Origin of the sequence: Melittangium boletus DSM 14713 (assembly GCF_002305855.1) — a bacterium.
Taxonomy (GTDB): domain Bacteria; phylum Myxococcota; class Myxococcia; order Myxococcales; family Myxococcaceae; genus Cystobacter; species Cystobacter boletus.
This window is the reverse complement of sequence record NZ_CP022163.1, coordinates 1,792,661-1,806,252: the sequence shown is the minus strand read 5'-3', so window position 1 is coordinate 1,806,252 and position 13,592 is coordinate 1,792,661. Positions and strand designations below refer to the sequence as shown.

Below are 13,592 nucleotides of genomic sequence, written 5' to 3'. Positions count from 1 at the left end.
AGTCCATGAACGCCGCTGAAATCGATGCCATCCTCCTGGCGACCCTGGAGGACCGGACGCTCACCCGGACCGAGAAGCAGGCGCTCCAGGCCGTGCTGGATGACCGCAAGGCGAGCGACGCCGTCCTGGCGCTCTTCCGCTCGCGGGCCTTCGAACTGGCGCGCGACTCCGTCACCGATCCCCGGGCTCGCGAGGTCATCACCTGGCTGGAGGACACGGTGAAGACCCTGCTGCCCGCGCGCGAGTCGAGCCAGGTGGAAGTCCAGTTCAGTCCGGGCGAGGGTCCCCTGCGCACCATCATCCGGCTCATCGAGGAGGCTCGGGGTAGCGCGGACGTGTGTGTCTTCACCCTCACGGACGACCGAATCACCCGGGTGCTGTTGGCGGCCCATGCCCGGGGATTGCGGCTTCGCGTGGTGTCGGATGATGACAAGTCCTTTGATCCGGGCTCGGACGTCCATCGGCTGCGCGAGGCGGGGATTCCCATCCGGCTGGATCGCACCGAGGCGCACATGCACCACAAGTTCGCCGTGTTCGACCGGCGTCGCCTGCTCACCGGTAGTTACAACTGGACCCGCTCGGCCGCGGACGTGAACCACGAGAACGTGCTCGTGTCGGACGACCCCCGGCTCGTGCAGCCCTTCTGCCGCGCCTTCGATGATTTGTGGGCGGAGCTGGAGTAGCCGCTAACGGTTCCAAAGCCACATGGCCGCGATCGCGCTGAGCACGAACGCGGCGAAGAGCCACACCAGCACGTTTCCGTGGGCGCTCTCCTCCCTCGTGTCCGGGGCGATCGGAGCGTGTTCCCCACGCAGCTTCGCCGCGACCGCCTCGACGTGGTCCTTGGCCTGTTTCAGGCTCGCGCCCGTGAGCTGGCGATGGCGCTTCATGGCCTCGATCGGTCTGTCCGCGAGGATCAACCGCTCGATTTCCGAGGGCTCCCGGGCCGGAGTGGCTTCGCGCCGAGGCGCCGGGGGCAGGCGGTGGTGGGCCTTGATGACACTCAGCAGGCGAAGCCGCTCAAGCCGTGGATCGAGCAGGGCGGCTCCACAGCGGGGGCAGGGTCCGCTCGAGGCCGTGGCTGGCGCGTCTTCCGAGGTCCATTCACACGCGGGGCAGAGGGCGGAGGGCGTCATGGGCCTGTTCTCAGGGCTCGAGTTGGATGGCGTAGGACGTCCAGCGGGCCTGAGCCAGGTCCGCGTCGCGTTCCACCTGCAACTGGCCCGAAGGGGTGAGCGTCAACCGTCCCGCGGCCACGCCCGGGATGTCCTTGGCCCGGTAGCTGGTCTCGCCATTGGCCTGTCCCCCGTTGATCTGACTGCTGGACAGCAACAGCGTTCGAGTCGCATCCACGGGCGTGTCGAGGGTCGCGGTGGCGATCTTGTTCTTGTCGCCTACCGTCAGCACCTTGGATTGTACGCGTGTGCCGGCGGGGAACGAGATGCGCTCCCAGTGGATTCTGGCGACGTCGGCGTTGGCGCAGTTGGTGGCGTCCGCTCCCCGGGTGAAGGCCACTGAGTTGACGGTGGAGATCTCCGCGCGGACCATGCGGTTGCAGATGTCGGCGTCGGTCTCGACCGTGGTTTGCAAGGTGCTCAGGAGCACGGTACGCGCGGTTTCTTGTTCTGGCTCCAATCCCGTCGCGGACATCTCGCTGGTGGTCATCGGGCCCTTGTTGTCTCGGGACACCGTGGCGCCCTCGAACTCCACGACCTGCACGACATAGGTGTGCTCGTTACAGTCGTAGTTCAGGACGATGTCGACCTGGGTGGGACTGACGAGCTGGACCCCCGCGAAGTCGTTGCTGCCGGTCTTCGTCCCGATCTGTGAGGAGCTGTAGAGGACGAAGCTCTTGTTCATGTCCACCGCGTTGAATTTCACGGAGGTGGTCAGGCCGGTGCAGCCCGAAACGAGATGCTGGACCCTCAATCCGCTCGCGAGCTCCACCACCTGCCACTGGATGTTGGCATCTTCTTGCGTGCCGACCCGGCCGCAGGACACCTGCGTGCGTTCCAACTTGCAATGGACGAACGAGTCATTGGGATTGTCGGTGGTGGTGGTGGCCTGGAAGACGAGGAAGCTCTTGGTGAGGTCGCGCAACTGGGGGGTGATGGGGCAGGTCTTGGTCTTCTGGTTCTTGGCGAGGGTGCACGAGCCACGGCGCACGGCGGGAATGATCTCGTGCGCTTGGGTCGCCGGAGTGAGCGTCGACAGGGCGGCGGTGATGGTCACGTTGCCGCCCGTCTTTCCCTTGAAGCGGAAGCGCGCCTCCTTGGCTCCCGCGGGAAGCGAGAGGGTGGAGGAGTCGGCACCCGTGCAGCCAGACTCCGGATAGAAGCCGAAGCCGCCCAGATTGGACGACAGGGCGATGGACGAGTCCGTGGAGAGCGCGGTCTGATTGCCGAACTCGTCCAGGACGCGCACGGTCACGGGGCTTGAACACTCTCCCGCCAGCAGGGTCTGGACGGAGGGGTTGAAAAACTCCAGCTTCTTGGCCTCGCCGGGATTCACGGTCTGCACCTGCCGCTCCGTGATGTCGGTGCCGCCCACGGCGACGACCTCGGCGGTGCCCGGCACGGTGCCACGCAGATAGACCGAGAAGGACGAGGCCTCCGCCGTGTTGGCCGGCAGCGGAAGGGCCATTTGACAGGCCGCGTCCTGGTAGAGCACGGCGTTCGTCGTGGTGGAGAGCGAGAGCGACTTGGGCTTGCCAAGGGCCAGGTTGCCGAACGCGTCACGCCATTCGAAGGAGATGGCGGGCGTGCACTCTCCCGCCCGGGACGTGCGCGAGGGCGTTGTGAACACGGGTCTCGTCCCGGGCCCCGCGAGGATGCCGTGGGACAACGCCGCCGGGTTCAGCCCCGTGGACGCGGCGGTCAGTTGCCCGCCACCGGAGGTCGTGCCTCGCACGTAGAAGGTGACCTGGCTGCTGCCCGCGGCGATGGCCGGAGTGAAGGGCGTGGAGGTGCAGGCCGCGTCCGAGTGGAAGGTCACGCCTTGGGGAAGCGTGGTTCCCAGGCGCAGGGGCGTGGCGAAGCCGGGCTTCGTCGCGATCCCCACGGCGTCGACCCGCTCCAGGATCACGGGCCGTGAGCACTGACCCGCGATCGGCTCCTGCGCGACGCTGATGAAGGAGAGGGAAGCGGGCATCCGCTCGCAGGACCGGGCCGAGCACGTCGCGTCGTCGCAGCCGCGCTTGCCGTCGCAGTTCAAGTCGTCGGAGCCGTCGCACATCTCCTGGACGTCGGCGCCAGGCCGGCGTTCCTCCCGATCGTCATCGCAGTCCGGGCCGCCCCAGCGCTGGGCGATGAAGCCGTCGCGATCCATGTCCATGGAGGCGGGAGGCCGTTGCAGGTCGAGCGAGACCTGGCGGACCTCGCCCGGCTCGAAGCGGCTGCTCACGGGCGCGCTCTGGCCGTTGAAGAGCAACGCCCCCTCGCAACCGCTGCCCCACAGGGCCCGGGCCTGGAGCTGGATGTCCTGGGGGAGCGTTCCCCGGAAGACGGCGACCCGCAGCTCGGTCCGGTCTGACGGACGCATCAACTGTTGGCTCTGGAGGACCGTCCCGTCGGTCTTGAGCAGATCCAGGGAGATGCAGCTCGCGCGCACCTCGGGATCGAACTGGATGACGGCCTGAAGCGCCCCCTGATCCCGGTTGCACCCGGCGAGGACGAGGAGAAGGAGCAATGCGGCGCGGTGCATGAACCGCGCATTGTATTCTCCCCGTCCCCCAAGTGCTTGGGGCATCGACCATTCCGGGCGGGTTTCTCAGGGCGTTCCGGCGTCACCGCGCGGAGGGCCCATGCCGCCGTCACCGCGCGGAGGGCCCATGCCGCCGTCACCCGGAGGCGGGCCGCCGGGGCCGCCGGGGCCTCCGCCGCCGTTGCCCGACAACTGGCACGAGGCGTTGGAGAGCGACGAGCGGATGACGAGCGTCTTCCAGGCGAGCATCGCTCCGTCCGTCATGCGCTGGGTCTGGAACGAGTAGTCGGGCGCGCTCTCCGCGGAGACGACGTTGTCGGTCGCGTTGGTCGTGTCGCGCGGGCCGCGGGTGTTGTAGAGCGGCTGGGTGCCGACGATCTCGTCGTTCAGCGCGTCGTCGAAGACGAGCTGCGACGTCACGTACTCCTGGTTGTTGACGCGCACGGTGAAGTGGATGTGGATGGTGCGGCTGCTGTACCAACCGGGGAAGCAGGTGTTGAAGAAGACCCGGCCGTTCGCGTCCGACGTCTGCACGCCGCGGTACCACCGGGCGGAGCGTGCCCGCTCGTCACCCGTGGTGCAGAAGTCGCTGGCGTCCTCGCCCGAGTAGAGGCCATCGGGTCCGCAGTGCCAGATGTCGACGCTGGCGCCCTGGATGGGCTTGCACGTCTCGTCCACCACGAGGAACGCGATGCGCACGGGCAGTCCGGGCTCGCCCTCGCTGATGTCCTCGCGCTCCACGGTGGTCGCGTAGCAGGGCCCGAGCGTCGCCTCACACAGCAGCGAGCACGTCGTGCCGAGTCCCGCGGCGAAGGGATCCGGGTAGGTGGCCAGGGCGGTCATCGCCGCCGTGCCGCCCGTGGCCCAGGGCACGTCGGCGTCGGCTCCCGTCTTGTCGTCCGTGCCGCCGGTGTTGTCCGTACCGCCGGTGCCGTCCGCGCCGCACGCCACCAGGAACTGGCCCAGGGGAATCGCGGCCGCGGCGAGCCCCATGCTGTAGAGCAGCTTGCGGCGAGTCATGGCGGGAGTGACTGGGGGGATCTTGGCGTCGCTGCCCATTACGGTTCCTCCGGCGCGGCGGAATGCCGCTGCATCGGGCCCTGCATCGGGCCTGGAACCCTTATGTCCAGAGAGTCTTAAGCGGATGTTACGCGCGTGTCGCCGCGGATTACGGTGTGTTACCGAAACCCTGGGACAGGGGCACGGGTACCACGCGCGAAGCGCCATACACGGGGGCCCAGCACCGCTGGACGTCGGGGCCGTTGAGGAAGTCCACGAGCCAGCGGAAGGCCGTGAGCGGTCCGCCCAGCGTCTCCGCCCAGGCCAATCCTCGCGGGGAGAGGTTGGGGACGAGCGGGCCCAGTTCCTCCTCGCCACGCGCCATGCGGGTGATGCCCAGGCCCTCGTCGCGCACCCGCTGGGGCACCCACAGTGGCGCGAAGCGGGCGTGGCGGTGGTCGTGCACACAGCCTTCTTCTTCCAGGAGCGCGGCGGACAAGGGCAGCTCGCGCACGTTGAACAGCAGCTTCACCGCGCAGCGATGCGGATCCCACGGGCCTCGCAGGCGATGGTCTCCTCGGGGGATGAGCCGGCGATCCAGGTAGCAGAAGGCGCGTGCGCTCTCGGGCAGGCGCCCCCGGTGCCGGGCTCCGGCGTAACGGAAGAAGGGCCGCACGAACGTGGGCGCCACGTGGAAGGGCGGCCCCTCCTTGAGGGCTCGCAGCTTGGGCACGAGCGAGGCGGGCATGCCCTGGGCCTCGGCGAACGTCTCCATCGCCTCCATCGGCGTGCGCGCGAAGTCCTCCAGCCGCGCGAGCAGCCGCCCGGGTTCTTCATCCACCAGCAGCTCGTCGAACCGGGTCTTCACTCCCGGCAGGCTCACCGGCACGAGCGTGGTGAGGGGTTCTCCGGTGGTGCGCCAGCGGGCATCCAGCTCGGAGGCCGCGGTGGGCGTCGGCACGAGGCGCCACTCGGGCGCGGTGGGGGTGAAGGGCTCCCGCGAGGCTCCGGCGTCCGGCGACAGCCGGGTGTACACGGGGCGGACATCGGAGGCGGGAGGCGAGGTCCACACGGTGATGCAGGTGCGCACCTGCGTGCCCACGAAGGCGCCCGGGCCCAGGTCCACCACCTCGCGCAGGGTGAGCGTGCGCAGCAGCGTGGCGCGCAGCGGTGCGTAGAGGAAGGCATCCAGGAGGCTCGTGGGGGTGATGAAGGCGAGCACCCCGGGCCGGCGCGAGAGCCGGTGCGCCGCGAGCAGCAGGAAGAAGGCGAAGTCGTCGCGCAGGCTGGTGCCCGGCAACAGCGTCAGGGGCAGCAGCGCGCGCAGGCGGGCGTAGGCCTGCCGATCCTTGAGGAGCGCCGAGGTGCCGTTATAGGGCGGGTTGCCCACCCACACTTCCTGGTGCACCGGTGGGAGGCGCGCCAGCAGCGGCTCCAGTCCTTCCCGCAGGGCATCGCCCACGCGGATGTCGGCGTGGGGGACGCGGGCCTGACAGGCCTGGGCCACGTCGGGGGAGAGCTCCAATCCCGCCAGGTGCGCGCCGGGCCGGGCCTGGGCCGCGGCGGCGAGGAAGGCACCGGCGCCACAGGCGGGATCCACCACCGCCAGGGGCCCGTCCCCCGCGTGCGCCAGGGCGAGGGCCAGGGTGCGCTCGACGAGCGGCGCCGGGGTGTAGAAAGCGCCCAGCGCGCGCCGGTCGAGTCCGGGGAACTGGTGGACAAGGGCCTCCTCGTCGAGGACGGGCGGCTCGGGAGGGACACGCGGCATCGGGTGTCCCTTCCCTTACTACGGATGGGGGGTTACGTGCCCGCCGGGGCGGCCACCGGAGGCGTCTGCGCCGCCACCTGCGTCATCAGCGCCGTCATCCGCCGGGCGAAGCGGTTCGGATCCTCCACGCTGCTGCCCTCGGTGAGCAGCGCCTGATCGTAGAGCATCTCCACCCACTCCTTCATCTGCGCGGAGCCGGGATCCGTCTCCTGGAGGCCGCGCAGGTGCTGGATGATGGGGTGCTGGGGGTTGACCTCGAGGATCCGCTTGGCGCGCGGCACGCTCCGGCCGCGCTCGCGCAGCAGCCGCTCCACGAACGCGTGCGAGCCGCCCTCGGGGACCACCAGGCAGCAGGGCGAGTCCGTGAGCCGGTCCGACGCGCGCACCTCGCGCACCTGCTCCTTGAGCACTTCCTTCATCTTCTCCGCGAGCGGCCCCAGGCCCTTGGCGCGCTCTTCCTTCTCGCGCTTCTCCTCGTCCGTCTCCTTGAGCTTCAAGTCCGCGTGCATCGCCGAGACGATGGGCTTGCCCTGGAAGTCCTTGAGCCCCTGGATGGCCCACTCGTCCACGGGGTCCGTCATGTACAGCACCTCGTAGCCGCGCTTCTTGAGCGCCTCGAGGTGCGGCGAGTCCACCACGGCCTTCCGCGTCTCGCCGAAGACGTAATAGATGGCCTCCTGGCCCTCCTTCATCCGGGACACGTAGTCGGCGAGCGAGGTGAGACCCTCCTCGCGCGAGCTCTCGTAGCGCAGCAGCCCGCCAATCTTCTCGCGGTACTCCACGTCCATGGCCAGCCCCTCCTTGAGGATGGGACCGAAGGCCTGCCAGAAGGTGCGGTAGTCGTCTGGCTTGTCCTTGGCCAGCTTCTCCAGCATGTCCAGCGTCTTCTTCGTCACGTGCTTGCGGATGCCCTGCACCACGGCCGAGTCCTGCAGGAGCTCGCGCGACACGTTGAGCGGCAGGTCATCCGAGTCCACCACGCCGCGCACGAAGCGCAGCCATTGCGGCAGCATCTCCTCGCAGTTGTCCATGATGAGCACGCGCTTGACGAACAGCCGCACGCCGCGCGGCTTCTGGCTGTCCAGGTCGAACGGCGGGTGCTTGGGCACGAAGATGAGGCTGGTGAAGACCTGGTTGCCCTCGGTGCGGAAGTGCGTCCAGGTGAGCGCCGGCTCCCAGTCGTGGGACAGGTGCTTGTAGAACTCCTGGTACTGCTCGTCGGTGATCTCGCTCTTGGAGCGCTGCCACAGCGCGCTCGCCTTGTTCACCACCTCGAGCTTCGTCTCGGTCTTCTCCTCCGCGCCCTCGCCCGTGGTCTTCTTGACCTGGAGGTGGATGGGGTGGCTCACATAGTCCGAGTACTGGGTGATGAGCTCGCGCAGGCGCCACTCGCTCAGGAATTCCTTCTGGTCCTGCTTGAGGTGCAGGGTGATGGCGGTGCCGCGGGTGGCGTGCTCGGCGGTCTCCACGGTGAAGGAGCCCTTGGCATCGGATGACCAGCGCCACGCCTGGCTGTCCTTGCCCGCCGCGCGGCTGACGACGGACACCTGGTCGGCCACGAGGTAGGCGCTGTAGAAGCCCACGCCGAACTGGCCAATCAGGTTCACGTCCTTCTGGCCGCGCTTGGAGGCCAGGTCCAGGAACTCGCGCGAGCCGGAGTGGGCGATGGTGCCCAGGTTCTTCACCAGCTCGTCGTGCGTCATGCCGATGCCGGTGTCCTCGATGGTCAGCGTGCCCGCCGCCTCGTCCGGGATGATGCGGATGGCGAGCTCGGGGGCGCCTTCGAGCAGCTCGGGCTCGGTGATGGAGCGGAAGCGCAGCTTGTCGAGCGCGTCCGATGCATTGGACACCAGCTCGCGCAGGAAGATCTCCTTGTGGCTATAGAGCGAGTTGATGACCAGGTTGAGGAGCTGGTTGATCTCCGCCTGGAAGTTGTGGGTCTCCCGCTGGGAGGATTCGACGGACATGGGGCCTCCGGATGCCCTGGAAACGGGCACCAATTTCCCTCCCTCTAACCATTGGGTCCGCGTTGTCCAGTCTCCAGACCCGCTCGTCGGGAGGGCGGGCGAGGGCCGCCTGCCCTAGACTGCCGGCATGAGTGCGACCCTGCCGTTGTTCGGTCCGCCCCAGGGGGAGCGGGAACTGGCCCAGACCGTGGACATCATCGCCCAGGCCTTCGCCATGCCGCCGGAGGAGGTCCGGCAGCGGATCGTGCTCGAGGGCTCGGAGACCCGCGTCTTGCGCGCCGGGGATGGGGTGACGGCGACGGCCGCCCTCATTCCCATGGGCCAGTGGTTCGGGGGGCGGCGGGTCCCCACGGCGGGGATCTCCGCGGTGGGGGTGGCGCCCATCCACCGGGGCCAGGGCGCGGGCACCCGCCTCATGGAGGAAATGCTCCGGCTGGCACGCGCGCGGGGGTTCCTCCTCGCCACGCTCTATCCCTCCTCCCAGCGGCTCTACCGGCGCGTGGGCTTCGAGCAGGCCGGCGCGCGCGTCGAGCACCGGGTGCGCATGTCCGGAATCGAGGTCCAGGAGCGCTCCCTCGCCCTGCGTCCGGTGGAGGCGTCCGATCTGCCGGCGATCCACGACGTCTACGGCCGCCACGCGCGGTTGCAGCAGGGCTGGCTCGACCGGGGCCCGTATGTGTGGACCCGCGTGACGCACCCCCGCACGGAGCTCGCCTACGGCTATCTCGTGGAAGGCTCCGCGGGCGTGGAGGGCTACCTCTATCTGACGCGCCGCGCCCTGCCCGCGTCCTACCGGCAGGAGTTGAACCTCACGGATCTGATCGCGCTCACCCCCGCGGCGGCGCGGCGGCTGCTGGGTTTCCTCGGCGAGCACCGCGCGCTGACCACCGAGGTCCTCTGGCGGAGTGGACCGGCGGATCCGCTCCTCTTCCTGCTGAACGAGCAGACGTATGAGTCGAGGTTCCTGGACCGGTGGATGCTGCGCGTGCTGGACGTGCCCGCCGCGCTCCAGGCCCGGGGCTATCCGGAGGGAAGCTCGGGCGCGCTGCACCTGGAGGTGGAGGACGAGTTCTTCCCGGAGAACCGGGGCCGCTTCGTGCTCGAGGTGTCCGAGGGCGAGGCGGAGGTGCGCGAGGGCGGGGACGGGGACCTGAAGCTGCACGCGCGGGCGCTCGCGCCGCTCTACAGCGGATTCCTCGCTCCCTCGGCGCTCCAACTCGCCGGCGCCCTCACGGCCGGGGAAGAGACGCTGCGCACGGCCACGGCGCTGTTCTCCGGTCCGCCGCCGGCCATGCCCGACATCTTCTGAGGCGCTAGAACACCCAGGCCCCGAGCCCCGCCGGGGCGCCTCCACAGGGCCCCTTCAGCCGGGCGATGGCCTCGTCATAGGTGAGGGTGCGCGCGGCCTCCTCGACGGTGGGGGACACCCAGTCCCGCCACGAGCGCAGGATGACGCCGAAGCGTCCCTCGTCGTTCTCCGCTTCGGAGACGTGCACGAGCAGCCGCTCCTCCAGGGCCTCCCTCGCCTTCGTCCACTCGCCTTCCTTGTCCAGGCGCACGCGCCGGTCCCGTTCCACGGCGCTGAGCAGCGCGCGGGCCTGGGCGGACAGCCCCTCCAGGGAGCGGCGGCGGCGCGAGGGCTCCATCACCATGCGGTACACGGCGGGCCACAGGGAGGCGTCCACGAAGGCCACCTTTCCCTCCACGAGCCGCACGGCGAGCACATCGCGCGAGGCCCGGAGCATGCGTCCGAGCCGGTACATCAACCGGCCCTTGGCGTGCGAGCGCCAACTGCCGCTCACCGGGCCTCCCGCCACGGCCTCGACGAGCGAAGCGGTGCCCTGGGCGGGTACCTCCGTGACGACCCGCCGTTGGTGGATGAGTTCCAGCGCATCATGTTCCGTCCGGACCGCCATGGCTCCTCCTCCCGTGTCTGGGATTCAGGGTAGTCAGCCGAGCACGGACTGGGTACTGGGCCTCGGAATGAATAGCGGGTGCGGTGGTTGCGCGCTGCAAGTCTGTAGCACCCGCCGTTTCTCCGCCCTTCCCTCAAGAAGGCGAGGGACGCGAGGCGAGCCCGGGATTCTTGGAAACGAGCAGGCAGAGCGGTAACGCCGCCAACACGATGACGGTGGCCACCAGGTAGACGTCGTTGATGCTCTCCACGAACGCCCACCGCTCGATCATCGCCGGGTTCGTCATGCCCTGTTGCCGCAGCGACTCGGCCTCGTGGCGCCCGAACGTGGCCAGGAGCGAGGTGAAGATGGCGATGGAGAACGAGCCGAACACGTTGCGCAGCCAGTTGCTGATGGACGACGCGTGGCCGCTGAGCGCGGGAGGAATCTGTTCCATGCCCGCGTTGCCGGACGGCATGGTGGACAGGGAGATGCCCGCGTTGCGCACCACCATCCACACGAGCACGTAGGTGCGCGAGGTGTCCGGCGTCAGGTCGCTGAGCGCATAGGTCCCTCCGCCCATCAGCAAGACGCCCGTCGTCATGAGCACGCGTGGCCCGAGCACGGGGTAGAGCCGTCCGACCAGGGGCATCAGCAACGCCATCACGAGCGAGGCGGGCAGCAGGATGAGCCCGGTGTCGAGCGCGGTCCGCCCCTGGGTGTGCTGGAGGAACACCGGCATGAGGAACGTGCCCGAGTACAGGCTGATCGTGATGATGATGGAGACGATCAGGGTCAGCAGGTAGCGGCCATTGGCCAGCACCCGCAGGTCGAGCAGGGGCGCGTGCGTGCGCAACTCCCGGACGACGAAGAAGGCCAGCGAGATGCTTCCCACCGCGAACAAGCCCAGGGTCCTCGGGCTGCTCCACCCCCAGGCGCCGCTCTTGCTGAAGGTCATCAGGAGCAACAGGCTTCCGGTGATGACGGTGACCAGGCCGGGCGCGTCGAAGGAACCGGCCGTCCGCAGCCGGTAGTAGGGAACGCTCCGCGCGGCCATCGCCAGGGCGAGCAGACACACGGGGAGGTTGATGAAGAACAACCAGCGCCAGTTGCCCGCGGTGATGAGCCATCCGGCGAGCGTGGGGCCGAAGGCGGGCGCGAGCATGGCGGACAGGCTCCAGAGGCTGACGGCCATGGCCTGCTTCTCGCGGGGCAGCACCTGGTAGATGAGCGTCATGGTCACCGGCAGGATGGCCCCGCAGAACGCGCCCTGGAGGACGCGGAAGGCGATGAGGGAGTACGCGTCCCAAGCCCAGCCGCACACCAGGGACGCCACCGCGAAGCCGAGCAGCGTGCCCAGGTACAGCCGCTTCGCGCTGAAGCGGTCCCCCAGGTAGCCGGTGAGGGGCGCCACCGTCCCCATGGCGAGCATGAAACCCGTCAGCGTCCATTGGATGACCGACAGGTCCACGCCGAAGTACCGCTGCATCTCCGGAAGGGCGATCGTGATGGTGCTGGAGCTCATCACGGCGACGAACGAGCCGATGAAGATGGCGAACATGAACGGCCAGAACCGGATGTCTCCGGTTCCTTCTCGGCTCACTTCCTGGCTCATGGAATGAAAGGGGCTCCGGTCAGCGAGAGGGGAGGGCGGGCTCCGCCGAGGCGCTCTCGGGGGTGGGGGAGGGCTGCGGCGTGTCGGCTTCCGCGCCCACGTGCATGCGGTGGCGCACCTCGGGGAAGCGGCTGGCGGCCTCGGGCTCGGGCGTGAGCAGCGATACCACCCAGCCCACCAGGAAGGCCAGCGGCATGGTGACGAGGCCCGGATTCTTCAACGGGAAGAGGGCTTCCGCCTTGCCCAGCATCTCCACCTGCACCGTGGGCGACAGGAAGATGAAGAGCACCGCGCTCAAGGCGCCCGTGAGCATGCTGGCCACCGCGCCGCGCGTGGTGAAGCCCTTCCAGGCCATGGACAAGAGCAGGGCGGGGAAGTTGGCGCTCGCGGCGATGGCGAAGGCCAGGCCCACCATGAAGGCCACGTTCTGCCCCTTGAAGAGGATGCCCAGGATGATGGCGAGGATGCCCAGGCCGAAGCTCGCCAGCCGGGCCACGCGCAGCTGCTCGTGCTCGGGCGCCTTGCCCTTGCGCACCACGTGCGTCCACAGGTCGTGCGACAGGGCCGCCGCGCCCGACAGCGTCAGGCCCGCCACCACCGCCAGGATGGTGGCGAAGGCCACCGCGGAGATGAAGCCCAGGAAGGGCGTGCCTCCCACCGCCTCGGCCAGCAGCGGCGCCGCCATGTTGCCGCCCTTGTCCACGCCCGTGATGGTGGAGCGGCCCAGCAGCACCGACGCGCCAAAGCCGAGGATGAACGTCACCAGGTAGAAGTAGCCGATGAGCCCCGTGGCGTAGAACACCGAGCCGCGCGCCGCCTTCGCGTTGGGCACCGTGTAGAAGCGCATGAGGATGTGCGGCAGGCCCGCCGTGCCGAACATCAGCGCCAGTCCGAGCGACACCGCCTCCAGGGGACTGGAGACGAGCTTGCCCGGCGCCAGCACCTCGGGCCCGTACTGCGTGACGGCCTCGCGGAAGAGCGCGAGCGGGTTGAAGGAAAAGCGCGCGAGCACCATGAGCGCCAGCGCGCTCGCTCCCGCCAGCAGCAGCACCGCCTTGACGATCTGCACCCACGTGGTGGCGATCATCCCGCCAAACAGCACGTAGAGGATCATCACCCCGCCCACGATGAGCACGGCGGCCTCGTAGCTCAGGCCGAACATCATCCGGATGAGGTTGCCCGCGCCCACCATCTGGGCGATCAGATAGAAGCTCACCACGGTGAGCGTGCCCACGGCGGCCGCGAGCCGCACCGGCGTCTGCTTGAGCCGGTAGGCCACCACGTCCGCGAAGGTGTACTTGCCCAGGTTGCGCAGGGGCTCGGCGATGAGGAACGTCACCACGGGCCAGCCCACCAGCCAGCCCACCGAGTAGATGAGGCCGTCGAAGCCGGACAGGGCCACGAGTCCGGCGATGCCCAGGAAGCTCGCGGCGCTCATGAAGTCGCCCGCGAGCGCGAAGCCGTTCTGCAGGGCGCTCACGCCTCCGCCCGCCGTGAAGAACTCCGAGGTCGTCTTGGTCCGGCGTGCCGCCCAGTAGGTGATGCCGAGCGTGAGGCCCACGAACGCCAGGAAGAAGACGATGGCGGTGGTGTTCGGCTGGCCGATCGAGGTCGCTGCTTGTTGTGGATTCATGTCGGGAGCTCAG

The 13,592-nt window shown here is 69.0% G+C and carries 10 protein-coding genes; 2 read left to right on the top strand and 8 right to left on the bottom strand.

Going from position 1 to position 13,592, the window contains the following annotated elements; translation table 11 throughout:
- The first annotated feature begins 5 nt into the window (after window positions 1-5).
- Entirely contained in the window at window positions 6-683 is a 678-nt protein-coding gene (locus MEBOL_RS07625) for a phospholipase D-like domain-containing protein (RefSeq protein ID WP_095976791.1), read from the top strand.
- Between the two features lie 3 nt (window positions 684-686).
- On the opposite strand, the gene MEBOL_RS07620 is transcribed toward MEBOL_RS07625, so the two are convergent.
- The 5 genes from MEBOL_RS07620 to htpG form a co-directional block, all read right to left on the bottom strand.
- Window positions 687-1,136, bottom strand: coding sequence for a hypothetical protein (locus tag MEBOL_RS07620; RefSeq protein ID WP_095976790.1), 450 nt, complete (start codon window positions 1,134-1,136; stop codon window positions 687-689).
- Window positions 1,137-1,146: 10 nt separating this feature from the next.
- Window positions 1,147-3,702, bottom strand: coding sequence for a putative metal-binding motif-containing protein (locus MEBOL_RS07615; protein WP_095976789.1), 2,556 nt, complete (start codon window positions 3,700-3,702; stop codon window positions 1,147-1,149).
- Window positions 3,703-3,768: 66 nt separating this feature from the next.
- Entirely contained in the window at window positions 3,769-4,761 is a 993-nt protein-coding gene (locus tag MEBOL_RS07610) for a dioxygenase family protein (protein ID WP_095976788.1), read from the bottom strand.
- A gap of 109 nt (window positions 4,762-4,870) precedes the next feature.
- Window positions 4,871-6,469: an N-6 DNA methylase gene (locus tag MEBOL_RS07605; protein WP_095976787.1), complete on the bottom strand. Its 1,599-nt coding sequence runs from the start codon at window positions 6,467-6,469 to the stop codon at window positions 4,871-4,873.
- Window positions 6,470-6,501: 32 nt separating this feature from the next.
- A complete protein-coding gene (gene htpG, locus MEBOL_RS07600; protein ID WP_095976786.1) occupies window positions 6,502-8,436 on the bottom strand; it encodes a molecular chaperone HtpG in 1,935 nt (644 codons plus the stop codon).
- Between the two features lie 127 nt (window positions 8,437-8,563).
- On the opposite strand from htpG, the gene MEBOL_RS07595 reads away from it, so the two are divergent.
- Window positions 8,564-9,745: a GNAT family N-acetyltransferase gene (locus MEBOL_RS07595; RefSeq protein ID WP_095976785.1), complete on the top strand. Its 1,182-nt coding sequence runs from the start codon at window positions 8,564-8,566 to the stop codon at window positions 9,743-9,745.
- Between the two features lie 4 nt (window positions 9,746-9,749).
- Here MEBOL_RS07595 and MEBOL_RS07590 read toward each other — a convergent pair whose 3' ends face one another.
- The 3 genes from MEBOL_RS07590 to MEBOL_RS07580 form a co-directional block, all read right to left on the bottom strand.
- Window positions 9,750-10,352, bottom strand: a complete 603-nt coding sequence (locus MEBOL_RS07590) for an RNA methyltransferase (protein ID WP_095976784.1) — start codon at window positions 10,350-10,352, stop codon at window positions 9,750-9,752.
- Window positions 10,353-10,485: 133 nt separating this feature from the next.
- On the bottom strand, window positions 10,486-11,934 hold the full coding sequence (locus MEBOL_RS07585; RefSeq protein WP_245919533.1) for a DHA2 family efflux MFS transporter permease subunit: 1,449 nt from the start codon (window positions 11,932-11,934) through the stop codon (window positions 10,486-10,488).
- Window positions 11,935-11,965: 31 nt separating this feature from the next.
- A complete protein-coding gene (locus tag MEBOL_RS07580) occupies window positions 11,966-13,579 on the bottom strand; it encodes a sodium:solute symporter family transporter (protein WP_095976782.1) in 1,614 nt (537 codons plus the stop codon).
- Between the last annotated feature and the right edge of the window lie 13 nt (window positions 13,580-13,592).